Annotated in this window: 21 protein-coding genes and 1 pseudogene; 18 read left to right on the forward strand and 4 right to left on the reverse strand. The window is 47.8% G+C overall.

Features of this window, described 5'->3' with window-relative positions; all coding sequences use genetic code 11:
- Positions 1 to 78 precede the first annotated feature (78 nt).
- From MKY16_RS04005 to MKY16_RS04070, 14 genes are all read left to right on the forward strand, one after another.
- Positions 79 to 1,074: an amidase domain-containing protein gene (locus tag MKY16_RS04005; protein WP_029515772.1), complete on the forward strand. Its 996-nt coding sequence runs from the start codon at positions 79 to 81 to the stop codon at positions 1,072 to 1,074.
- 73 nt (positions 1,075 to 1,147) lie between these two features.
- Positions 1,148 to 2,236: a D-alanine--D-alanine ligase gene (locus tag MKY16_RS04010; protein ID WP_039270664.1), complete on the forward strand. Its 1,089-nt coding sequence runs from the start codon at positions 1,148 to 1,150 to the stop codon at positions 2,234 to 2,236.
- A 101-nt stretch (positions 2,237 to 2,337) separates the two neighbouring features.
- Positions 2,338 to 2,661 (forward strand): hypothetical protein, encoded by a 324-nt coding sequence (locus MKY16_RS04015; protein WP_013308754.1) that lies wholly within the window; start codon positions 2,338 to 2,340, stop codon positions 2,659 to 2,661.
- A gap of 139 nt (positions 2,662 to 2,800) precedes the next feature.
- On the forward strand, positions 2,801 to 3,802 hold the full coding sequence (gene uvsE, locus MKY16_RS04020) for a UV DNA damage repair endonuclease UvsE (RefSeq protein ID WP_029515770.1): 1,002 nt from the start codon (positions 2,801 to 2,803) through the stop codon (positions 3,800 to 3,802).
- Positions 3,803 to 3,976: 174 nt separating this feature from the next.
- A complete protein-coding gene (locus MKY16_RS04025; RefSeq protein ID WP_013308756.1) occupies positions 3,977 to 4,843 on the forward strand; it encodes an inositol monophosphatase family protein in 867 nt (288 codons plus the stop codon).
- Positions 4,844 to 4,882: 39 nt separating this feature from the next.
- On the forward strand, positions 4,883 to 5,125 hold the full coding sequence (locus MKY16_RS04030; protein ID WP_029515768.1) for a hypothetical protein: 243 nt from the start codon (positions 4,883 to 4,885) through the stop codon (positions 5,123 to 5,125).
- A gap of 124 nt (positions 5,126 to 5,249) precedes the next feature.
- The gene (locus MKY16_RS04035; protein ID WP_209018226.1) at positions 5,250 to 6,980 is read left to right on the forward strand and encodes a sensor histidine kinase; all 1,731 of its coding nucleotides are present in this window, start codon (positions 5,250 to 5,252) and stop codon (positions 6,978 to 6,980) included.
- Complete coding sequence (locus MKY16_RS04040) at positions 6,958 to 8,517, forward strand: response regulator transcription factor (RefSeq protein WP_340931313.1); 1,560 nt, start codon at positions 6,958 to 6,960, stop codon at positions 8,515 to 8,517. Before MKY16_RS04035 ends, MKY16_RS04040 begins: the two co-directional genes overlap by 23 nt.
- A gap of 175 nt (positions 8,518 to 8,692) precedes the next feature.
- Positions 8,693 to 9,985, forward strand: coding sequence for an ABC transporter substrate-binding protein (locus MKY16_RS04045; RefSeq protein WP_029515765.1), 1,293 nt, complete (start codon positions 8,693 to 8,695; stop codon positions 9,983 to 9,985).
- Positions 9,986 to 10,223: 238 nt separating this feature from the next.
- The gene (locus tag MKY16_RS04050; RefSeq protein WP_023987015.1) at positions 10,224 to 11,132 is read left to right on the forward strand and encodes a carbohydrate ABC transporter permease; all 909 of its coding nucleotides are present in this window, start codon (positions 10,224 to 10,226) and stop codon (positions 11,130 to 11,132) included.
- A 5-nt stretch (positions 11,133 to 11,137) separates the two neighbouring features.
- Entirely contained in the window at positions 11,138 to 11,977 is an 840-nt protein-coding gene (locus MKY16_RS04055; protein WP_340954201.1) for a carbohydrate ABC transporter permease, read from the forward strand.
- 113 nt (positions 11,978 to 12,090) lie between these two features.
- Positions 12,091 to 13,203 carry a rhamnogalacturonan acetylesterase gene (locus MKY16_RS04060; RefSeq protein WP_029515763.1) on the forward strand — a complete coding sequence of 371 codons (1,113 nt, stop codon included), beginning with the start codon at positions 12,091 to 12,093 and terminating at the stop codon, positions 13,201 to 13,203.
- Positions 13,204 to 13,275: 72 nt separating this feature from the next.
- Positions 13,276 to 14,310: a glycoside hydrolase family 88/105 protein gene (locus tag MKY16_RS04065; protein WP_039270737.1), complete on the forward strand. Its 1,035-nt coding sequence runs from the start codon at positions 13,276 to 13,278 to the stop codon at positions 14,308 to 14,310.
- 55 nt (positions 14,311 to 14,365) lie between these two features.
- Positions 14,366 to 14,782 (forward strand): sensory rhodopsin transducer, encoded by a 417-nt coding sequence (locus tag MKY16_RS04070; protein ID WP_322251836.1) that lies wholly within the window; start codon positions 14,366 to 14,368, stop codon positions 14,780 to 14,782.
- A gap of 79 nt (positions 14,783 to 14,861) precedes the next feature.
- Here MKY16_RS04070 and MKY16_RS04075 read toward each other — a convergent pair.
- The 3 genes and pseudogenes from MKY16_RS04075 to MKY16_RS04085 all read right to left on the reverse strand — a co-directional run bounded on the left by MKY16_RS04075 (position 14,862) and on the right by MKY16_RS04085 (position 18,551).
- Positions 14,862 to 15,822, reverse strand: a pseudogene (locus tag MKY16_RS04075) (DMT family transporter).
- A 207-nt stretch (positions 15,823 to 16,029) separates the two neighbouring features.
- Positions 16,030 to 17,346, reverse strand: coding sequence for a glutamate-1-semialdehyde 2,1-aminomutase (locus tag MKY16_RS04080; protein WP_340957547.1), 1,317 nt, complete (start codon positions 17,344 to 17,346; stop codon positions 16,030 to 16,032).
- An 83-nt stretch (positions 17,347 to 17,429) separates the two neighbouring features.
- Positions 17,430 to 18,551, reverse strand: a complete 1,122-nt coding sequence (locus tag MKY16_RS04085) for an LCP family protein (RefSeq protein ID WP_274484037.1) — start codon at positions 18,549 to 18,551, stop codon at positions 17,430 to 17,432.
- Between the two features lie 103 nt (positions 18,552 to 18,654).
- Here MKY16_RS04085 and MKY16_RS04090 point away from each other — a divergent pair, with 103 nt between their 5' ends.
- From MKY16_RS04090 to bcp, 4 genes are read left to right on the forward strand one after another with little or no spacing between them, the layout of a single operon-like run.
- Positions 18,655 to 19,695, forward strand: coding sequence for an ABC transporter ATP-binding protein (locus tag MKY16_RS04090; RefSeq protein ID WP_165150775.1), 1,041 nt, complete (start codon positions 18,655 to 18,657; stop codon positions 19,693 to 19,695).
- On the forward strand, positions 19,688 to 20,482 hold the full coding sequence (locus MKY16_RS04095; RefSeq protein WP_025718034.1) for an ABC transporter permease: 795 nt from the start codon (positions 19,688 to 19,690) through the stop codon (positions 20,480 to 20,482). The genes MKY16_RS04090 and MKY16_RS04095 overlap by 8 nt, the downstream gene beginning before the upstream one ends.
- 4 nt (positions 20,483 to 20,486) lie before the next feature.
- Complete coding sequence (locus MKY16_RS04100; protein WP_340954211.1) at positions 20,487 to 21,275, forward strand: ABC transporter permease; 789 nt, start codon at positions 20,487 to 20,489, stop codon at positions 21,273 to 21,275.
- A 42-nt stretch (positions 21,276 to 21,317) separates the two neighbouring features.
- Positions 21,318 to 21,785, forward strand: coding sequence for a thioredoxin-dependent thiol peroxidase (gene bcp / locus MKY16_RS04105; RefSeq protein ID WP_340954215.1), 468 nt, complete (start codon positions 21,318 to 21,320; stop codon positions 21,783 to 21,785).
- Positions 21,786 to 21,863: 78 nt separating this feature from the next.
- Here the strand turns inward: bcp and MKY16_RS04110 are convergent, their stop codons facing one another.
- Positions 21,864 to 22,979, reverse strand: coding sequence for a GerAB/ArcD/ProY family transporter (locus tag MKY16_RS04110; protein ID WP_340954218.1), 1,116 nt, complete (start codon positions 22,977 to 22,979; stop codon positions 21,864 to 21,866).
- Between the last annotated feature and the right edge of the window lie 8 nt (positions 22,980 to 22,987).

The raw sequence follows: 22,987 nt of genomic DNA on the forward strand, positions 1-22,987 counted from the left end.
GAGAGGCAAGAAAGGAAGTTATACATCATTCCGGTTATCCCCGGAAAAGGATAGCGGGACGAATATGGAGGGATTGGGATGGGGGAGCGGGAATGGAAACAGGCCCTTTTTGCTTACGTGAATCAATACAATCGCAGTGAAGTGAATGGTGTACCGCAGCCGGATGAGTATCTGGAGGTGGGGCAGCGGATGGAACGAGCAGCACGTGCGGCCAGATTGGAGCAGTGGTACAACGAACGGGATGCTGTTCCCCTACGCAGCGAGACACGCGCCAAGCCGCTACGAATGGTGCAGGATACGCCGGATGAGGCTGTGGTAGATGTACAACTGCATGTCCGACTCTTTTATGAGAAGGGCGGGATGACTCACCGGGAGGATCGGATTGAACGGGAGCGTCTGACGTTCACACGCGAGGGTGAAGCCTGGCAGGTAGCGAGAATTGAGCGAGATCCGGCAGAAAGGAAGCCAGCGGGGGGAGAGGTTCCTTTTGAACAGGCTTCGTTTAATCAGGGAGGGAGTTTGCCGCTGCTGAATCGCGGTGTGCTGGGCTTTGGTACGTCCGCACGTCCCAGCCGATATCGCCGTGAAGAAGCAGCGGCTTATGCAGATCAGTGGTGGGATAGCTTTAACCCAGAGTTTGAAGGTTTTGATGTGGATTGCACCAATTATATCTCGCAATGCCTCTTTGCAGGGGGCGCACCGATCCACTATACTGGTAAAAGAGAATCGGGCTGGTGGTATAAAGGACGGGTCGCCGGACGTGAGCTGTGGAGCTACAGTTGGGCAGTTTCCAACAGTCTGGAGCGGTATTTGGGCTCCAGCTCATGGGGTTTGACTGCTGAGCAGGTGAGTCGACCGGAGCAGCTCATGCTGGGGGACGTCATTTTTTACGATTGGGATGGTGACGGAACCTTTCAGCACAGCACGGTGGTAACGGCCTTTGATGCGGGCGGCATGCCGCTAGTCAATGCGCATACGGTAAGCTCCAGACATCGTTATTGGGACTATAAAAATTCGTATGCGTGGACCGACAACACGGTATATCGCTTTTATCACATCGCCGACTATTTTTAAATGAGATGATGGATAACAGGTATAGTGACGCAAATCAGTCATAATGACGAAAGTAGGAAAGCGGAGGATAGGCATGGCAAATCAAAAATTGACCGTAGGGCTGGTGTACGGTGGCAAATCGGGCGAACATGAGGTTTCGCTGCAAACGGCGTATGCGGTAATGAACGCATTTAACTATGAGAAATACGAGATTATTCCTTTTTATATTACGAAGGCTGGCGATTGGCGTAGAGGGGCGCTATTAAGCGCTCCTCTGGCTTCTGTAGAGCAATTGAAGCTGGAACGTGCAGAGGGCGGTACCAAGGCGGCATTAGATACGTTGTTCGGCAAGCTGTATGGAGAGCAGACGCTGGATGTGCTGTTTCCGTTGCTGCACGGCACCTTTGGCGAGGACGGAACGATTCAGGGTCTGTTCGAAATGGCGGATATGCCTTATGTCGGTGCAGGAGTGTTGGCTTCGGCAGCCGGTATGGATAAAGGCGTCATGAAGAAGCTGTTTGAGCATGCAGGATTGCCGCAAGTGAAATACTGTTATTTTAATAGTACACAGTGGGCCCAAACCAGTCATGATCTGGTACGTAATATGGAAACCGAGCTAGGTTATCCTTGCTTTGTCAAACCGGCCAATCTGGGATCAAGTGTCGGTATTTCCAAAGCCAGCAACCGAGAAGAGCTGGAAAAGGCTGTAGATCTGGCTTTGCAATTTGACCTGAAGGTGATTGTCGAGGAGTACGTCGATGCCCGTGAGATTGAGGTCAGCGTACTTGGCAATGACGAGCCGATTGCCTCGGTACCGGGTGAAATTGTATCGTCGAGTGATTATTATGATTATGCTGCCAAATATACGGATGGCCAATCGGAAATGCTTATTCCGGCACCGTTGGATGAGGAAGTGGCAGATCGTATTCGTGAAGCCGCATTACAAGCATTCCGCGCGCTGGAAGGCTGCGGGATTTCCCGTGCCGATTTCTTCGTCAGACGCTCGGACGGACATATTCTTATTAATGAAGTGAATACGATGCCTGGTTTTACACCGTTCAGTATGTATCCATTATTGTGGAGAGAAACCGGCGTATCCTATGCAAGTCTGCTGGACCGCATGATTGCTCTTGCACTGGAGCGTTATGAGCGCAGGTCCGCATTGCACTACGAGAACTCATAAAAGAAACAAAGGGGAGCTGATCACTCTCCTTTTTGTTCATATATATGGCACTTACTTGAGCATTTCACTAAACCCTTAATGATGAAAGGTGGCGGCTACACATGGGCTTTCAAACTGAATTTAACTCCGTATGCAAATTCAAGAGCGAACAAGAACTTTACGAACTGCTGGAATACGGACGTGGCAAAATGGTTAAATCCGGGCTGCGCGTGTTTCCGACAGGCCAGAAGGTCATCGCTTACAGCGTGGACAACGTGGCAGTAGCCATCGTACAGATTGTGGGCTGTATCGCCGAAATTAATTTCCAGGGCGATGAAGTGACCGAAGTTGAAATGATCCTCATTCGTAAGCTGAATGATGAGGAATCAAGAATTCAGACCGCATTGGCGGATGAAATGTTTTTTGGAGCACAGCAGCAATCCTAGCTGTTTGCTTCTTGCAATTTGTGCGATAACACCGAATCAGCATGTGCTTTTCCGGGTATGATCAGTAGAAAAGGGTTTTAGGTCACAGAACGAAAGCGGCCTTACCATCTACTGCGAACTACTGAAAGGAAGACACCCTATGATCGTAAGGTTAGGTTATGTAGCCATGTCGGTTACCGTGCAAAATGCATCCCCCTCTAAAACCATGACGATGGCCAGCTTTAACAAGATTGGAGACCGAGAAGCTGCGATCCGCAAGCTAGAACGGATAGCAGCCGAAAATCTCCATAATACATTGAGGCTGCTGCGCCATAATCGTGCGAGTGATATCCAGGTCTATCGTTTCTCATCCAAGCTGATTCCGCTCGCGACCCATCAGGATCTGCGGGATTGGGACCCGTTTCAGGCGCTTGCTACTGACTTCGCAGAGGTTGGGAACTATGTCAAGGCGAATAGGATGAGGGTATCGTTTCATCCCGATCATTTTACAGTGTTAAGCACTCCCCGTCCTGAGGTGTTGGAGAGCTCCATTAATGACTTGAAGTACCACAAAGCGATGCTGGAGGCCATGGGGCTCGGTGCCGAAGCCAAGAACAACATTCATATTGGTGGTGCATACGGAGATAAGGTGACCTCAGGCCAGCGTTTTGTAGAGCAGGTTAGTGCTCTGGATCTTTCGTTAAGAGAACGGTTGACGCTGGAAAATGATGATAAAACATTCAATGCGGTGGAAACACTGGAAGCTTGCAAAATAACGGGCTTGCCGATGGTTCTCGATATTCATCATCAATGGGTCAATAACGAGGGTGAGAAGCCGTGGGAGCTATGGCCAGACATATTGAATACCTGGAAAGGGGAATTGGCCCAAGCCGGATCTTCTACTGATCATCCATTGCCGCCCAAAATTCATGCCTCCAGTCCCAAAAGTGAAAAAGACCCTCGTGGTCATGCAGACGGTGTTCTGGTGGAGCCGTTGCTGACCTTTCTGCGCAATATTGCTGGATATACGGATCGGATTGATGTCATGCTTGAAGCCAAGCTTAAGGATGAAGCGTTATTCGGATTGATGAATGAACTGCGTCTTCAGGAAGATAATGGGGTCAAAGTGCTGGATGGGGCTTCCGTAGAAATTATGCCTTAGAAAGTAGTATTTTGCGGATAAAGCTCTCATTTGGGGAAACTTTATGCAGTTTATTGTGTATACTAGAATGTGTAAACTAGCAAACTTGTACTGAAACAGAGATGGTTAAGAGACTGTGCTGTAGGCCAGCTTCGTAAACCACGTAACAATGATATAGAAAGTAGAGTGAACACGTTGAACGAACATGAAAACGAAAAGGTTCCCTATATCGTATCAGGAAAAAGCTATACGGCCGTGGCTATTAACGCGGCATCCAAAGCCGGGGAATGGATTAAGAGCAGGCTGGGAACTGTTGAACATTTGAATACCAAACAGTCTCCTACGGATCTAGTGACCGAGGTAGATAAAGGTGCAGAACAGATGATTCGCAGACTGATTCTGACCCATTTTCCCGATCATGCGATTTTGGGTGAAGAGGGTGTAGAGCCGGGAGCCGAAGCTTCGGCCCGCGCACTAGAGGCTGCCCGTGAAGAGGAATATTTATGGATTATTGATCCGGTAGATGGCACGACCAATTTTGTACACAGTCTGCCGTATTACAGTGTGTCCATTGCCTTGGCCCATCGTGGAGAGGTGATTGTCGGGGTTATTTATGATCCGTCCCGTGATGAAATGTTTGTAGCGGAAAAAGGAAAAGGCGCATATGTACATGGTAATCGCATGCAAGCCTCAAGAGAAGAAACACTGGGAGATAGTCTGGTGTGCATCGGCTTCCCGCCAGATCGTACGTATGCACAACCGCTAAATATGAAAATCACGCAGGTTCTTACACCTCAGGTACGCGGCATTCGGGCGCTGGGCTCGGCAGCATTGCATCTGGCTTATGTGGCGTCGGGACGGTTATCGGCCTATTGCGAAATTGGTTTGAATGCGTGGGATGTAGCAGCGGGCGCTTTGCTGGTGCAGGAATCAGGCGGTACCATTACCGATACATTGGGCAGACCTTATGACCTGAGTGTACGGCATATTGCAGCTACGAATACAGCTATTCATTCTCAACTTATTCAAGTGCTGAAAGAAGCAGACGCAACCGGGTTATAATTCTACGTAGGGACCATCACCCTAAAGGAGGAAATCGCGATGAGTCAATCCGAAGAATTGGAACGCCAGCTCAGTGAACTGCTGACGGAAGGCGAAATTCGTGAGAATGAGGCCCAAAAGCGGGAACGGCTCAGCCCTAAATATGAGGTGCGGGTTCAGACTCATATCGATCCCATTGTTGAGGAAACGCGTAAATACCGGAGTATGGCACGGGAACTTGATGACCGATACGACGAATATATGAGCAAGGCGGACAAATCGAAACCAACCGATCAACGCTAAGCAAATGCAAATACCTCTTGCCGAATGACCAAGGCATGGGGTATTTTGTATGTTATAAAGGAGGCGACAATCACTGATTACCTACTTTAAAAGCGCTTACAAAAATGCTGGAATCCATCATAAAATGGTACTGCTGATCACGGTGCTTATGCTGGTTAATTTTGCAGTTGTTGCAGTCATACTTAAGTACGTATTTCACATTTATGATAATCAAATGTACAAAAAAACATCCGAAGTACTCAATATTTCTTCAATCGGTATAGAAAATGAGCTGAAGGATGTGGAAAAAGTTACTTTCAAGGTAACAACGGACGAGCAGCTTCAACGTTATTTGCTGCAATTGGAAAAAGAGAAATCCCCTTATGCCAAAATGGTGCTGCGTAAAAAAATAACGAATAGGCTTGTCGCCTTTGCCGGCTCTGAAACCTATGTCTATTCTATGATGGTCATCGACAAAGAGGGACAGGTCATGAGTGCGGGCAACCGCGAAGGTATTCCCCAAGAGCTTCGATCCACCCTGTCGGAGCTGGCAGACGAACATGACGGTTCCAATGCATGGTATGCCGCAGGTCATTCCTCCTTGCTGGCAGCTCGGCAGTTCAAATCCTTTACCGATTCCAATTTTACGCTGAATGGGCTCGGAACGCTTGCGATTCGTGTACGAATTGACCGGATTGTAGCGGACCGTGTGCAAACCTCCGGTCGTGACGGACAACTGATGATTACAGATGGAAGGCGGATGATTTATCCCGAAACACCACTTTTGAGTGAGAGTGATATTCAGGCCGAGCTGGGCCGGAAGCAGCCTTACGGGATTGCGACCTACTCAGGAGGAACCTTTTTCGCTGCTCAAATCAAATCTTCTTATACGGATTGGACGTATTTGCATATGACCCCCTTCGATGATATGTTTCGCAGCATTACGATTATCAAAGAAGTTGTAAGCGCTATTTTTGTCATTATGCTTCTTATCGCATTGGCTCTGGGGGCTAGATTGTCAGGGAGCATTACCAAACCGATCGTTCAATTAATCCAGAACATGCGTAAAATAGAAAAAGGCGATCTCGACCGTTTGGAAGAGGAAGCACTTGGTGCGGTCCCCCTTTCCACACAGGATGAGGTAGGCTTGCTTCATCGAACGTACAAGAAAATGATTCGCCGCATTCGTGAGCTCATTAATGAGAATGTTGCCAAGCAGCTATTACTGCGGGAAACAGAGCTAAAGGCGCTCCAGGCCCAGATTAATCCACATTTTTTATACAATACATTAGAGTCCGTGAACTGGCTCGCCAAGGCCAATAAACAGGACCGGATTTCAGAGATGGTGGAAGCACTTGCTTTTCTACTGCGCAGTGCGGTCAGTTTTGAGGAGCAGCTGATTCCGCTTCGAAAAGAGCTGGATATTGTAAGGAGCTACGTAACGATCCAAAAAACACGTTTTGATGAACGTCTCGTTTTCCATCTGGATATTCCGGAAGAACTGATGGATGCACAAATTCCGAAGCTAACGCTTCAGCCCTTGGTGGAGAATGCCATTCATTATGCGCTGGAGCCGCGAATTGAACCCTGTCAGATTGCTATTATTGCGAGAGAAAGCGAGGGTGCTCTATTTCTGCGAGTTGAAGATGACGGACCGGGAATGACGCCGGATTTCTTGGAAAAGCTGCGAAGCGGGCAGGTTACGACTCGTGGGCAGGGCATTGGACTTACGAATATTCAGGAACGGATTAACCTGACATTTGGTACACCTTGGGGGATAGAGCTGCATAGCGAGTCAGGAACAGGAACGTCGATTCATGTCTGTATTCCATATGTGAAAGGGGATCAGGGTCGTGTACAAGGTGCTACTGGTTGATGATGAGCGTATGATTTTGGAAGGCATATCACAGGTGGTTGATTGGGGGAAAGCGGGCACGAGATTGGTTGGCACGGCACGTAACGGGATTGAGGCTTATGATCAGATTCAAGCCAGCCCACCTGATTTTGTGATTAGCGACATCTCTATGCCAGGACTAGACGGTATCGGACTGGTTGCCAAAACGACGGAGCATTTTCCAGACGTCCGTTTCATTCTGTTGTCTGGTTACAAAGATTTTGATTATGCCTGTCGGGCCATGCAATACGGGGTGAAGCACTACTTGTTGAAGCCATGCAATGAGCGGCAAATTCATGAGGCTCTGACCGAGTTGGGACAGGAGCGGGAGGAGCAGGAAGAACGCAAGCAGTTTGTAAACCGGATGAAGCTAGATTTTCAGCGTATGCTGCCTCATGTGAAGGAACACTTTTTGAAGGAGTTTATTTCCTATAAAACTTACGGTAGCCGCGATATCGCATTTTATGAGCGGTTATTCGGAATTGAATTGCAAGATAAGCAGGTTCGAATGCTGCTGCTGCGGGTGGAGGAATCCCATGAGCCGGAGCATCTGTTTGCATTGCAAAATATAGCGGCAGATTTGATGGATGATGTCTTGCTCAGTACGACCATGCAGGGGCAATTGCTCATCGTGCTGGAAAGCGAGGATGATACGTCACGGTTTATGAAACAGATTGAAGCGGTACGTGCGACATTTCATCGCTTTTACAAACTGGAGGTAACGGTCGCAGTTAGTGAGTCGGATAGTATGCAGCATTCACGGGGGATGTACCGGGAGACACTGCATTGTATGAATCACCGTTTTTACACCGGGGAGGGCAGTCTGATTACGAAAGAGGATTTAGCGACTGAGGATACCCGGGAGATGGCAGATTTGGAGCTGGACGAGGAAAAGTTCGGTCTGCTGATCAAGGCTGGAAATACGGTGGAGGTTGCACAGGAAGTGGATCGGTTATTCGGTATTTTGTCCCGGATGAAGCTGGAAATCTCTGTGACCCGCTCTTATGTGCTTCAGCTCTATGCCGCTATGATCCGTATATGCCCTGAAGAAGAGCGTGCGGCGTTTACGAGCCGAATGGTGGTGCTGGCAGAGCAAAAAACGCTGGCATGTCTCAAATCTTTTGTACAGGAAGCTGCCGAACGAATGACCGCAATCTATTATAAAAGTAATGTGTATCGCCAATCTTCTACCGTTGATAAAATGATCACTATTATTGAGCAAAACTACAGAAAATCCGATTTGTCGCTGAACGGAGTGGCAGGCCAAATGCTGTATATGAATTCCGACTACTTAGGGAAGATTTTCAAAAAGGTGACTGGGGAAAACTTCTCACACTACGTCAATCGTTATCGGATCGAACGTGCGGCTGAGCATATTCGAGAGACAGGAGATGTAAAGGTGTTTGAGCTGGCCGAATGGTTCGGCTTTGGCGGGAACGCGCAATATTTTAGCCAGGTGTTCAAAAAATGGGCAGGTATGACGCCTTCCGAGTACATTAAATCACACGAGAGGGGATGAGCTGATGGAGTCCCACTGTTTTTTAAACCCAGGAAACCTGATTTGTGTATTCCAATGCTTCTCAGCTTTTGGGAAAATAACAACAGGAGCTAATGTAAACGCTATCAAAAATGCGTAAATACGTTGTCACTTGTAATTTGGCTCCTTTCTAGAACAGCGAAAAGGGGAGAGATAGGTGGGCAAAAAGGGATGGTTTCTGATTATAGCTATGCTGCTCGTTTTGACGACAGCATGTAGCGGAGCGGACGGCGGCGGCAATTCGGGCACAAGTGCAGACGGGAAAGTAAAGTTACGTATCGCTTGGTGGGGATCGGATACGCGTCATGAATACACGCAGAAGGTCGTTGATTTGTATAAGCAGAAAAATCCTAATGTAACGATCGATGTGGAATATGCCTCTTTTGATGACTATTGGAAAAAGCTCGCCCCACAGGCTGCGGCTAATCAGTTACCGGATATCGTGCAAATGGACATTTCGTACATTAGCCAATATGCAAAAAATGGTCAACTGGAGGATCTCGCGCCTTACTTAAATCAAAAAATTCAGGTCGCTGACGTGAACGAAAATGTACTCAGTACCGGCGTAATAGCAGGAAAGCAATATGGTATTCCAACAGGTGTCAATGTTCTGGGTTTCCAGTATGATCCGGCGCTGCTCAAAAAAGCGGGCATAGACAAAATTCCTGACAACTGGACATGGGATCAATACAAAGAAATGGCTTTAAAGGCAGCTTCCAATAAAGTATACTTTGACAGCTCAATGGCTGCCGATATTTTCTTCCACTATTATTTGCGTACGCAAGGAAAGACTCTCTACAATGCGGAAGGGACAGGATTGGGGTATGACGATGATAAGCTGTTTGTTGACTTCTTCAGCGGATTGGCTGATCTGATTAAGAAGGGAGCGACCCCGCCTCCTGAAATTATGAACCAGACCAAGGGGATTCTTGAGGAATCCGATATCGTAAAAGGAACAGGCATCGGTATTTGGCAGTGGTCCAATCAGTATGTAGGTTTACAGCAGGTTGTTAACCGCCCCATGGCACTGGCACCAATGTTTGGGCCGAATATGGAAAAAGGCGTATACATGCAGCCTACGATGTACTGGACGGTTGCTTCCCGTTCACAGGTGAAGGATGAGGCCGCAAAGTTTATTGATTTCTGGATGAATGATGTGGAAGCGAATAAATTGATTAAAGGCGAACGTGGCGTACCGATTTCCTCCAAAATCAAGGAAGCTGTTGCGCCAGAGTTAAGCGAGCCTACGAAGCAGGTGTTTGAATTTGTAGCTTCCATGGAGCCGAAGGCTTCTCCAATGAGCCCGCCGCCGCCAGTCGGATCGCCGGAAGTGATTGCGACTCTGACCGATTATATTGAGCAGGTCAATTTTGGACAGATGACACCAGAAGACGCAGCGGCCAAATTCCGGGCTGATGCGAATACTATCCTTGCGAATAACAAGCAATAATGAGCGCAATGTGACCTTTAGGATATCTGACACTGTTTTAGCATAAGATCGATATGATCGAAGGAACGTTTCGTTAAGTTAACCGTGCGTAGTCCAAAGCATGATTGCGCACGGTTGATTGGACGAACCGACTGCATAAGCACCCTTTGCAGACATCACAATATTATTCACATAACAACGAATTATTAATATTATAAAGTTTTGCTAATTCTTTAAAATGCAACAGAAGGGAGGCTTGATGAGCTTGCGAAATCATCAGAGCTTGAAAGCCAATATGACCGGATATGCGTTTATCAGCCCGTTTATTGTGGGCTTTCTGGCGTTTACGTTAATTCCAATGTTTATTTCGCTGTATCTGTCCTTTACCACCTACAACCTGTTCACCCCGCCCAAATGGATTGGTCTGGGTAACTTCGAAAAAATGTTCACAGGCGACCCGAAATACTGGAATTCGATCAGGGTCACGTTTACGTATGTATTGGTCGGTGTACCGTTGCGACTGATTTTCGCGCTGTTTGTGGCTATGATTTTGAATACCAAGTCGCGTATGGTCGGCACCTATCGGACGATGTACTATCTACCGTCGATTATCGGGGGCAGTGTTGCGGTATCCATTATGTGGCGGAACATTTTCAGTAATAACGGCATAGTGAACAGCCTGCTTTCGACCTTAGGGGCGACTCCGGTGAAGTGGTTTGGTGACCCGGATGCTTCGCTTACGATGCTAATCACCTTGTCCGTATGGCAATTTGGCTCCTCCATGCTGATTTTTCTGGCAGGTTTGAAGAACATTCCTGTTGAATTGTACGAGGCGTCCAGTGTAGATGGCGCTAAGCCAGTACGAAAATTTTTCAGTATTACGCTACCGTTGCTTAGCCCCATTATTCTATTTAATCTGATTATGCAGACGATCAGTGCCTTTATGACCTTCGTCCCGGCTTATGTTATTTCTAAGGGCGAAGGAGGCCCGATGGATGGAACGATGCTGCATTCACTGTATCTGTTCCGACAGGCGTTTATGTTCAGCAACATGGGATATGCGGCAGCCATGGCTTGGGTCATGCTCATTATGATTGGGATACTGACAGCGATATTATTTATAACCTCCAGATACTGGGTATTTTATGAAACGGAAAAGGGGCGCTGATAACGATGGCATGGAAAACGGTCAAATGGCCAATTTATCACATACTGGTTGCTGCACTGGCGCTCCTGATGCTGTATCCCGTTTTTTGGATGCTGTTCAGCTCGTTTAAAGAAAGTCGGACGATATTCGTCACGGCATCCTCGCTTTTCCCTACAGAATGGATCTGGCAAAACTATGTAACAGGCTGGAAAGGAACGACTGGCTACAACTTTGGCACGTACATTCTGAACTCGCTCACGATCGTGGTGATTTCAACGATTGGAGCCGTGCTTTCCTCCTCATTGATCGCATTTGGCTTTGCGCGCTTGAAATTCAAAGGGCGTAACTTGTGGTTTGCTTTGATGATGGTGACGCTTATGCTACCAGGGGATGTGGTACTGGTACCGCAATATATTATTTTCACCAAGCTCGGTTGGATCAATACGATCTTACCGTTGGTGGTACCCTCCTTTTTCGGGATGCCGTTCTTCATCTTTCTGATGGTGCAGTTTATACGAACGATTCCAGGAGAGTTGGATGAAGCGGGGACGATTGATGGATGCGGCAAGTTCCGGCTGTATTTTAGAATTATTTTACCCTTACTCAAGTCGTCGTTGGCTACAGCGGCAATCTTCTCTTTCTACTGGAAGTGGGAGGATTTGCTAGGTCCGGTACTGTATCTGAATTCGCCGGAGAAATATACCGTATCTATTGCACTCAAGATGTTCCTCGACAGCGAGTCGGCTTCCAACTGGGGAGGAATGTTCGCGATGTCTATCCTAAGCCTGCTTCCAGTTATCGCTGTATTCTTCGCATTCCAGAAGCAAATTGTAGAAGGAATGAGTACAAGTGGTTTGAAGGGATAAGATTCAAAATCCATAGCGTGAGGATATGAGGCTTACGAGTGGAAATGGAAGGTATCCGGGTTTATACAATTAAATGGTTGGGATTTGAGGGCGATGGCTGAGAGGTGAGTAAATTGTGGAAGTTTGATTTTGGTCCGGGGGAACCTGCGGATGGCTACAAGGGAGTGTCTCCGGATTGCGTATATACAACTGAACAGGGCTATGGCTTCGAGACTACGGAGCATGTGTACGGTCGAAAAAGGCAGTGTGCAGCTAAGGATGCACGCACGCAGCTACGAAGCAGCTTTTGTATTCCACTGAACGCTGCATTTGTTGCAGATGTGCCAGACGGGATGTATCTCGTCACTATACTGGTCGGCGATTCGCAGGCGGAAACGCTCACGCGACTCAAGGCTGGTGAAGGCAAGCACATGCTTCCCCCGGTACACACGCTGCCGGGCCAGTTCACCGAAGCCCTGTTTGCGGTGCCAGTCCGGGGTGGCAAGCTGCGCCTCACCGTATCAGGCACCGCGCCACGGCTCAATGCGCTGGAGATTGCGCCAGCGCCACAGACCCTCCGGCTATTCCTAGCCGGAGATTCCACGGTTACGGATCAGGACGCATCCGGTTATCCGTATACTGGCTGGGGCCAGGCTTTGCCCGCCCTGTTCAAGCATGATGTCTGCGTGGATAATCATGCCGTATCGGGAAGAAGCTCCAAAAGCTTTGTGGACGAAGGACGGCTGGGTGCCATTTTGGGCGAAATAAAGGCAGGAGACTTCCTGTTCATCCAGTTCGGCCATAATGATCAGAAGCCTGACCCGGAGCGGGCTACAGAGCCTTTTACAACCTACAAGGAGCATCTTCGCCTCTACATCGACGGCGCAAGAAGCCATGGGGCAACCCCGGTACTGGTCACGCCCGTACATCGTCGCTATTTTAATGAGGATGGTACGCTATCTGACACACATGGTGACTATGTAACAGCGGTTCGTGAGCTGGCGGAAGAAGCGAATGTACCGCTGATTGATTTGTCTGCCCGCACGCAGGAGTTATATGAGCAGCTGGGTCCCGAAGAGAGTAAAGAGCTTTTTATGTGGCTGCTGCCTGGTGAATACATGAACTTTTCCGGCGGCTTAGAGGATAACACACATTTTCATGAGAATGGTGCGGTTCGTATTGCAGACATGGTGGTGGATGCTGTGAGGGCACTGGATTTGCAACCGCTGCGCATGTATTTACGTTGAAGGACAACCTTTTCATGTACGGGCGTTAAGGGGGTAACTCATGTGAAACTTACCAAAGGGGGAGACGTGGAAATGCCTGCATTGATTTTTGATGAAGAACAAGTTAAGCAGGTGATTGATCGGGTCGTAGAACGCACATTTCAAATGCACTACAGCTGGGATTGGCCGGGTGGAGTCGCCTTTTACGGAGTATGTGAAGCGTATGAAGCGACAGGGAACGAGAAGTATTTGACCAAGCTGAAAGAATGGGTTGACGAAAATATCGAGGATGGACTTCCATCTCTCTCGGTGAATGGCGTTTCTGTTGGGCACTGTTTGTTGACGCTTTATCAGGCCACAGGTGAGCAAAAATACCTGGATATTGCCATCGAGATGGCAGAATTTTTGGCCAAAAAAGCGGAGCGGTTTGCCGACGGCATTTTCCAGCATACGGTGAACTCACTTCATGATGTATTTCCGCAGCAAGCATGGGTGGATACGATGTTTATGGCCGGTTATTACTTGCTGCGCATCGGTCATCTGTTAGGCAACAAGGAGTATTGGGAGGATGGGGTTCGTCAATATCACGGGCATGAAGAATTTTTGCAGGACCCGGATACGAATCTGTATTATCACGGATGGGATCATGCGAATCAAAGCCGGATGTCAGGAATATATTGGGCGCGCGGCAATTCATGGGCAGCTCTCACGATGGCAAAAGCGCTGAAATTTGTGGAGGTGCAGCATCCATCTTATATGATCATCGACGGCTCGCTGCGTGACCAGCTCAATGCGCTGGTACGGCTGCAATCCCCGGAAGGGCTGTGGCATACGGTGCTGAACGATGATACCTCTTATCTGGAAACCTCGGGCTCGGCAGGAATTGCGACTGCCTTGCTTATGCAAGGAAGATTGTTTAACAAATACACACAAAAGGCGATCGACGGTATACTTTCCCGCATTAAGGACGACGGCACAGTAACGGGTGTATCCGCTGGAACCGCTGTGATGAACGATATTGACGGCTATCGAAACGTTCCATACAAACGCATTCAAGGCTGGGGTCAGGGATTGGCGCTTGCTTTTCTGGCTCAACTGTTGCGTACCAAGGAGAATCCGTACGGCTAGAAGAAGGGGCATATGCGCCAAAAAGTATTATGTGTAAAGGAAGGAGGCCAATAGTATGGGAAATGCTGAACTTTCTCAGGAAAAGGTGGCTAATCAGCCGCGAGGCGGCCTATTCTGGGTCATCCCCGATGGGTATATTCCACCGGAAAGCCGGGGAGAGCTGCTCAGTCATGAGAGTATATGCGTGCTGAATTGTGGGAGCCGTGTGGCAAATCTAAGTATAGACATCTATTTTGAAGACCGCGAGCCATTGGAGGGATTGATCGAGGTGGTGGAAGGAAGACGAACCCGTCATATCCGAACAGCCTCGTTGGAGAAATCCGGCGAACGGATTCCGACAGGCATTCCTTACGCAATTACGGTCACTAGCGATGTGCCCATCATCGTACAATATAGCAGATTGGACACGACACAGCCGGAATTGGCGTTAATGAGTGTCATGGCGTACCCGATCTCATCCGACGAAGACTAAGAAGTGAAAAAAGAAATCTCTCGGCTGGAATTGCGCAGCTGGGAGATTTCTTTTTTTGCAGGCAATTTAGTATTTATTTTTAGCCTGTTTTTTCTGATTTTGCCGAAGTTGTTTTTGATCGGCGTGAAGTTTTTTTGCCCTCCGAAATTGGTACCCAGCACGCCGATAATGATCATCACAGCCCCAACAATGTGATAGTAGGCGAGCTGCTCCTTCAAAATGTAAGCACCGGCAATCATGGAAATGAGGGTGGATAAATTACCGATCACACTCATTTTGGAGGCTTCGATCCACTTCAAGGCAAAGCTTGATAACAGCGAGGTGACGAGGGTAGACAGAATGCCCAGATAAGCCAGTGCCAGCCAGTAACCAGGCTTCACCAGTGGAGCGGTATAGCCGCTCATGGAGCCGTCTATGGCATGGTATCCTAGTGCCACCACGTTAAAAACGATACATCCCAAAATAGAGGTAACGTAGGTCAATTCCATTGGGCTGTACTTTTGTGTTAAGGGTCGTGCCAGCACATTATAGCCGGATAGGCATATCGCAGAGAGCATGAGCAGAAGAATACCGCCATAGCTATTGGATGCTAGCGGTGCTCCGCTTTTCATCACAAATATAAAAACCACGCCAAAGACAGAGAGCAGTAAGGAAACTTTTTGGACTACCGTTGTACGCTCTTTAATAAAATAGGAAGCCAACAGCAGCGTAAAAATAGGAACGGTTGCTTGAATAATTCCACCTTCCGATGAAGAAGTGCTCATCAGCCCGAAGGCTTGTAGTGGAAAATACACTAAAGGGGAGAGCAGTGCTAGTGGTAAAATGCGCAAAATGTCACGTAACTTGATGTTGAGCTTAATCCAACCGAGCAGCACTGGAACGGTCAAAGCGATAAATGACAGCGCAAAGCGGTGGGCGATTACATCCAGCGGGCTTGCCTCTGTGACTGTCAATTTTACAAATAAAAATGAAAATCCAAGTATAGCTGCATAGCTGAGAGCTGCCAGATAGGCGGCTCCATTTCTGGAACGACTGTGCATAATAAACCTCCGTAATCATGACCTTAACCTGTTGTTCTCTCAATATACCCGGATGGCATAACCTGATACAATCCATAAAATCTGCAACTGTACGGGTACAGTTGTGAAATGAAAAAAGCCGGAACGAAGTCCCAGAGGTCGAATACCCTTCCCTAAGACTACTTCCAGCTCTTATCATATTTCATATTCTATCACTTACCGCTAGGTTTACTTACCTTGTGACATCGCCCGGAACGAATCGTCCGCCGCTTCCAGTGTAGCATCCACATCTTCGTCGGTATGCGCTGTTGTGAGGAACCAGGCCTCGTACTTGGATGGTGCCAGATGAATACCGCGATCCAGCATGTGACGGAAGAAGGATGCGAATGCTTCGCTATCCGTATCCTGCGCCTGTGCGTAATTCGTGATCGGATGATCACAGAAATGCGTCGAGAACGCTCCACGAATACGGTTGATCGTCAATGGCACGCCGTAGCGTTCAGCAGAGGACTGAATACCGTCCGTCAGTCTCACGGCCAGACGTTCCATCTCTTCGTACACGCCTTCCCCTTGAAGGACTTCAAGGCAGGCGATGCCTGACGAGATGGAAGCCGGGTTGCCGGCCATCGTACCCGCCTGATAAGCCGGGCCGAGTGGGGCAACCTGCTCCATGATGTGTTTGTTGCCGCCGTAGGCACCAATCGGCAGACCACCACCCATGATTTTGCCCAGCGCGGTCAAATCTGGCTGAATCGCATCATGGTTGTCCAAACCTGCATACGTTTGGGTGGAACCGAAGTGGAATCGGAATGCGGTGATAACCTCGTCATAAATGACAAGTGAGCCGTTCGCACGCGCCATGGAGCACAACCCTTCCAAATAACCGGGCTGCGGCATGACCATGCCGAAATTACCGACAATAGGCTCGACCATGACTGCCGCCACATCGTCGCTCCAGCGCTCCAAGGCTTGGCGCAACGCGTCGAGATCATTGAATGGCACGGTAATAACCTCGCTCGCAATGTTGGTCGTAATACCTGCACTGTCCGGTATGCCCAGTGTGGAAGGACCGGAGCCTGCGGCTACAAGTACCAGATCCGAGTGACCATGGTAGCAGCCGGCAAATTTGATGATCTTGTTCCGCCCAGTATAGGCCCGTGCAACACGAATCGTCGTCATAACCGCTTCTGTGCCGGAATTCACAAACCGGACCTTGTCCATAGAAGGAATGGCTTCCTTCAGCATCTTGGCCAGTTTAATTTCCAAGGCTGTTGAGGTTCCGTACAATACGCCGTTCGCAGCCGCTTCGCTGATGGCCTTGGTAATATGGGGATGGGCGTGTCCGGTAATAATAGGGCCATATGCCGCCAAATAGTCGATATACCGATTATCATCCTCATCCCAGAAATGAGCACCTTTAGCGCGTTTCATGAATACTGGAGCGCCGCCGCCCACAGCTTTAAAGGAGCGTGAAGGGCTGTTAACGCCCCCGACAATATGCTCCAGGGCTTCTTTATATAGTGCTTCGGAGTTTTCCCGTTTCATCATCAAAAACTTCCTTTCCGTTCATTAAAATAGGGTATACACACGCCAAAGGGCAGCGTTCACGGCTGCCCCTGCATACATCATTATAGCTCTTTTTGACCTGTCTTTGTTGTTGATTGTGTGGAGGCATCCTCATTACTGGTTTTACTGCCCCCTGTAAAAGAAGCTTTATCCGTCTTGGTAGACGATGCACTGTCTGGCTGTTTCGTTTCGTTCTGATCCTTATTTTGTTCCTGTGTTTGTACGGGTGGATTATTAAATATATCCTGCACATACGTTTTCAGTTCCTCTGGGTCGCGGACAGTAAGAACTGCCGCGCCGCCCACATTCTCTTCTCCGAGCATCTTCATCGGTGGAACCTGTTCGCTGCCTGCAAAGTTGCTTTGGTACCCCACATTCGCCAGCTTCCACATATCGTTAACACTGAGATTCGTGTCGATGTATGGGTTAACCTGCTCTAAAATGTTCGGCAGGTTGGCGATGGAAGTCGTGGTCTGCATTTTCTGGGCTACGGCCTCCAAAAATGCGCGTTGCCGTCCTGATCGGGAGAAGTCGGACATCGCATCGTGGCGGAACCGCACATATTGAAGCGCCGTGTTGCCATCCAGATGCTGCATACCCTTTTTCAAATCAATATCGTACTGATGTTTATCCGCATTACTTGTATAATGCATATCCTTTTCCACTTCAAAATCAATCCCGCCTACGGCATCCACCAGTTTGATAAAGCCCTGGAAATCCGTGTACACATAATATTGCACCGGGATGCCTAGCAGATCGCCAGCCGTCTTCATGGCCGTGTTGGGTCCGTGAGTAATGGCGGTATTAATTCGATTTTTTCCGTAGCCGGGAATATCCACGTACGTATCACGCAAAATAGAGAACAGGTGGATTTTTTTCTTAACGGGGTCCAGTGATACAACCATCATGCTGTCTGATCGGGGGACTTCCCCTTTCTGGATACCGCGTCCATCGACACCCATCAGCAAAATGTTGACCATATCGGTACCTTCCCACTTGGGCGGTTCTGGCGTACGAACCTGATCGACCTGCTTTACATTTTTGAAGGGGGAGTTAGCACCCTCTTTATGCAGATTATCCAGCTGATTATAAATGGATGTAAAATAGTACACGGCAAAGCCGACAATCGCGACGATTACCACGGCTAGAACCGACCATATCGTCCTTTTGGTTCTGCTTGTCATGGATGCTCTCCCTTTCGCTTTTCAGTTCATTACATTATAATTTCTTTTTGGAGCACAATCAATTTAACTATGGATTTTACAAATCCTGATTGAGAGGTATAACATGCTGGCAATTGATGTGCAGGATCTGCGCAAAACATTTAAGGTTCAAAAAAATCGCGAGGGCTTAAAAGGCGCCTTCCTTGATTTATTCGCCCGCGAATACAACGAGGTGGCCGCGGTCAAAGATATCTCCTTCCGTATTCCGCAAGGAGAAATATGCGGTTATATCGGTGAGAACGGCGCTGGAAAGTCCACCACGATTAAGATGCTGACAGGCATTCTCGTGCCGACATCGGGACATCTCAAGGTGGGCGGTTATGTCCCCTATGAGGAGCGCGAGAAATTTGTAGGCAACATTGGTGTTGTTTTCGGTCAGCGCAGCCAGCTTTGGTGGGACATCGGTGTGATCGAGTCTTTTCAACTACTGCGGAAAGTATATCAGGTTCCGGCTACGGACTTCAAACGCAGGCTGGATGAGCTGGTGGAGAGACTGCAATTGCAGGATCTGCTAAGCCGCCCGGTACGCAAGCTTAGTCTCGGGCAACGGATGCGCTGTGAGTTGGTAGCAGCCTTGCTGCACAATCCGTCCATTGTTTTTCTGGACGAGCCCACCATTGGGCTCGATATTATGGTGAAGTCCGAAATTCGCGAGTTTCTGAAGGACATGAACCGGGATTACGGTACGACTATTTTGCTGACGACCCATGATTTGCAGGATATTGAAGCGCTGTGCTCGCGCGTCATTATGCTGGATGATGGGAATATCATTTATGATGGTGGTCTGGAGGATCTGAAGGCGCGTTGGGGTACAGGTCGAGAAGTACGGTTCCAGTTCGGCACATCGACCCAATTGGAGCAATTACAGGCATGGACTGCTGATATGCCATTGGCTTGGACAGTGGATAATGATTTGGCTGCCAAGGTATGGATTCCTCTTCATATTAATGTATCGGATGTGCTCGCTTGCGTAGTCGGTCGCACGGACATTACGGATATCAAAATCATTGAAACCAACACGGATGATATCGTCCGCAGTATCTATCAGTCTGGCTCGGCTGAACGCCAGGGCAATCCGGTAGTGGAGGCCAAAGTTCATGCTTAGCGTATACACCGATTTTATTCGTATCCGATTTCTCACGATGCTGGCTTATCGTGTGAACTATTATTCAGGAATCCTTATTTATTGCATGAATATTGGCGTGTATTATTTCACATACAAAGCGATATATGGCGATGCGGGTAGCATTGGAGGCTTTACCGCTGCTCAGATGACGACGTATGTAGCAGTATCGTGGATGGCGAGAGCCTTTTATTTTAACAATCTGGATCGTGAGATCTCGACGGATATACGTGATGGAAGCATTGCAATTCAGATGATCCGACCTTATAACTATGTACTTGTTAAATTTATGCAAGGACTCGGCGAAGGAATGTTCCGTTTTCTGTTGTTTATGATTCCAGGCATGGCGATTGCGTTGCTGCTATTTCCGGTGAAGCTTCCCACGGATCCGGTAGCCTGGGTTGGTTTTCTGGTCATGCTGTTTTTTAGCTTTATGATCAACACTCAAATTAATATTATTACGGGGTTAACGGCCTTTTTTATCGAAAATAATGAGGGCATGATGCGTATGAAGCGCGTAGTTGTAGATCTGTTTTCTGGGTTGATTTTGCCAATCAGTTTGTTCCCAGGCTGGCTGGCGACAATCGCCCAATGGATGCCGTTTCAGGCGATTACCTATTTGCCGGGTTCTGTATTTACGGGACGTGTAAAAGGCGTTGGCATCTGGAATGTACTGGGTATCCAAATCATTTGGCTGGTTGTTCTGCTCGTGCCGATGATCATCATTTGGCGACTGGCGCGCAGACGTCTGTTCGTGCAGGGAGGGTAAGCCGATGATGTACTATTTGGGTCTCATTAGCGAATATTTAAAAAATTACATGAAGTCACGGCTCACCTATCGGGCCGACTTTTGGGTAGAAGTGATTTCAGATCTGCTGTTTCAGGCCACGAATCTTATTTTTATCCTGGTTATTTTTATGCACACAGACAGTTTGGGTGGCTGGAGTGAAAATGAAGTCGTGTTCGTTTATGGATTTTTTATGGTTCCTTACGGACTATTCAGCTGTTTCGTCAACCTTTGGAACTTTAGCGAGCGTTATATTGTAAAAGGTGAACTCGACCGGGTAATGACCCGTCCTGCGTATAATCTGTTCCAGATTTTCCTTGAAAATGTGGACCCGCCCGCACTGGTCGGCTCAGTGATCGGTCTGATTATTATGGGGATCAGCGGTGCGCAGATGGACTTGGCTATGGAGTGGTGGTTTATTCCAGCACTCATTGTAATGAGTCTGAGTGCCGTAGCCATTTATACGGGTATTTACACCATATTGACTTCCATTTCGTTCTTTTCGGATGCGCCCACAGGAATTATCCCGCTCATGTACAATATTCAGGGCTACGGACGTTATCCAGTGACGATCTATAACCGAGCCATTCAGGTTGTGCTGACTTGGATACTACCTTTTGCTTTTGTTGGTGTATATCCAGCCTCCCTATTCCTCCACCGAGAGGACATGCGCCATATGGCTCTCTTAACTCCTGTGATGGGGATTGTCTTTCTGACCTTGGGCTTACTGGCATGGAACTGGGGAATTCGCCGCTATAGAGGGGCAGGCTCATAGGTCAGATCACATAAGAACCCCCACAAGATAGGAGATGATGAGATGTCCGCGGCATTTACCGTTATTGGGCAAGCGGCACCGGATTTTGAATTGCCTGGGAGTGAAGGAAAGAGTGTCAAGCTGTCTGATTATCGAGGCAGTAGGGTATTGCTGTATTTCTATCCCAAGGATTTGACCTCTAGCTGCTCGACCCAGGCTTGTGACTTTCGGGATAAACATACGGAGTTTGAAGGCTTGAACACGGTGATTCTGGGGATAAGCCCTGACCCTCTCAAGCAGCATGACAAGTTTATTGCCAAGTACGGACTCCCTTTTCAGTTGTTATCTGATGAAGAGCATCAGGTCGCTGAGACGTATGGTGTATGGCAGCAAAAACAGATGTACGGCAAGCAGTACATGGGCATTGTTCGGTCTACGTTCCTTATTGATGAAAATGGAATTTTAGTTCATGAATGGCGTGGTTTAAGAGTAAAAGGGCATATTGATGCTGCGCTGGCATACATTCATTGATATGGCGTAAGTGAAGAACAAAAAAACCTTTTGGAATCGGATTATGCTTTCTTTAAGCATCGGTTTCAAAAGGTTTTTCTAATTTTTAGATACATTCTGTCGTTGCTTCCATTTTTGCTTGCAGAGATAAACACCCCATAAAACAAGCGGAATGATCAAGCCGTTTGTATAATGCCAGGTAGCCATGGGATAAACAAGAGTTCTTACATAATAAAACACATTTGGGGTTATCAAAATGGTCATACCAAACACAAGCGCTCCTGCGGGGATAACAAAGGGGCGGATATTAGAAATTCGGAATAGCTGGGTTGTTCCGAAAGTAAACGCGTAAAAGAAAAGGACACCTTTGAAATAGGCAGCAAGTGCCCAGGTTAAAGTTACTAACGATTCAACTCGTGTAATATAATTGAGCTCGTTAATCTTTGTTGTGAGCGCAGAAGAAATGTATGGACTATAATTGGTCACAAAGGGACCAACGACAAGGAGAGAGAGAAGCAGAAACACGCTAATCAGGAATCCGCCTATAAGAGAGGTGAGCAACATGTCCTTTTTAAAATGGGCTTTTTTGTTTACATAAGGAAAAACCATGAGCATAATGGACATTTCGGCAAAAGGCATAGCCACGCCTGGAACCATTCCTTTAGCAACAGGAGCTAACCCGTTTTCCAAAACAGGCCGTACATTAGAAAGCTGAATTTGTGGCAGGAGTGCAAGGATCAGACCAGAGAAGATTAATATATATGCTGGTAATAGTATCTCGCTAACACGACCGAAAGCTTCAATTCCCATTAGCGCAGTAAGCACCATTAGGGATATTCCCATAACGAGCAGGACACGCAGAGGGGTTTGTGCAAATAACTGGGTAGTCAGGTAATCGCCTACCTCTCTAGCAATAAGAGCGGTGTTCATTAAAAAATAAAACAAATACCAGCAGGAGACAATGGTTCCGAATACAGGCCCGAAAATTTTACGGATCGCTTCAATAAGTGTAAGGCCCGGGTAGAGTTCATGAACACGAAGGAGCACGTAAATAATAATTAAACCTAACGGTATGGACAGTATAGAGCTGATCCAGGCATCCTGATGAGCAATATGTGTAATCATAGTCGGATAAATTAAGAGCATATCCCCGATTAAACACATAAACATAAGGACAGTCACTTGCCGAACACTGATACGTTCTTTTTTTGACATTTGTGGCT

The sequence above is a fragment of the Paenibacillus sp. FSL L8-0641 genome, assembly GCF_038006265.1.
GTDB lineage: Bacteria > Bacillota > Bacilli > Paenibacillales > Paenibacillaceae > Paenibacillus > Paenibacillus polymyxa_D.

What these genes read in the sequence shown, in the direction of transcription:
- MKY16_RS04005 (WP_029515772.1), top strand. Translation starts at nt 79, where the DNA reads ATGGGGGAGCGGGAATGGAAACAGGCCCTTTTTGCTTACGTGAATCAA.
- MKY16_RS04010 (WP_039270664.1), top strand. Translation starts at nt 1,148, where the DNA reads ATGGCAAATCAAAAATTGACCGTAGGGCTGGTGTACGGTGGCAAATCG.
- MKY16_RS04015 (WP_013308754.1), top strand. Translation starts at nt 2,338, where the DNA reads ATGGGCTTTCAAACTGAATTTAACTCCGTATGCAAATTCAAGAGCGAA.
- uvsE (WP_029515770.1), top strand. Translation starts at nt 2,801, where the DNA reads ATGATCGTAAGGTTAGGTTATGTAGCCATGTCGGTTACCGTGCAAAAT.
- MKY16_RS04030 (WP_029515768.1), top strand. Translation starts at nt 4,883, where the DNA reads ATGAGTCAATCCGAAGAATTGGAACGCCAGCTCAGTGAACTGCTGACG.
- MKY16_RS04035 (WP_209018226.1), top strand. Translation starts at nt 5,250, where the DNA reads ATGGTACTGCTGATCACGGTGCTTATGCTGGTTAATTTTGCAGTTGTT.
- MKY16_RS04050 (WP_023987015.1), top strand. Translation starts at nt 10,224, where the DNA reads ATGAGCTTGCGAAATCATCAGAGCTTGAAAGCCAATATGACCGGATAT.
- MKY16_RS04055 (WP_340954201.1), top strand. Translation starts at nt 11,138, where the DNA reads ATGGCATGGAAAACGGTCAAATGGCCAATTTATCACATACTGGTTGCT.
- MKY16_RS04065 (WP_039270737.1), top strand. Translation starts at nt 13,276, where the DNA reads ATGCCTGCATTGATTTTTGATGAAGAACAAGTTAAGCAGGTGATTGAT.
- MKY16_RS04070 (WP_322251836.1), top strand. Translation starts at nt 14,366, where the DNA reads ATGGGAAATGCTGAACTTTCTCAGGAAAAGGTGGCTAATCAGCCGCGA.
- MKY16_RS04080 (WP_340957547.1), bottom strand. Translation starts at nt 17,346, where the DNA reads ATGAAACGGGAAAACTCCGAAGCACTATATAAAGAAGCCCTGGAGCAT.
- MKY16_RS04085 (WP_274484037.1), bottom strand. Translation starts at nt 18,551, where the DNA reads ATGACAAGCAGAACCAAAAGGACGATATGGTCGGTTCTAGCCGTGGTA.
- MKY16_RS04090 (WP_165150775.1), top strand. Translation starts at nt 18,655, where the DNA reads ATGCTGGCAATTGATGTGCAGGATCTGCGCAAAACATTTAAGGTTCAA.
- MKY16_RS04095 (WP_025718034.1), top strand. Translation starts at nt 19,688, where the DNA reads ATGCTTAGCGTATACACCGATTTTATTCGTATCCGATTTCTCACGATG.
- MKY16_RS04100 (WP_340954211.1), top strand. Translation starts at nt 20,487, where the DNA reads ATGATGTACTATTTGGGTCTCATTAGCGAATATTTAAAAAATTACATG.
- bcp (WP_340954215.1), top strand. Translation starts at nt 21,318, where the DNA reads ATGTCCGCGGCATTTACCGTTATTGGGCAAGCGGCACCGGATTTTGAA.
- MKY16_RS04110 (WP_340954218.1), bottom strand. Translation starts at nt 22,979, where the DNA reads ATGTCAAAAAAAGAACGTATCAGTGTTCGGCAAGTGACTGTCCTTATG.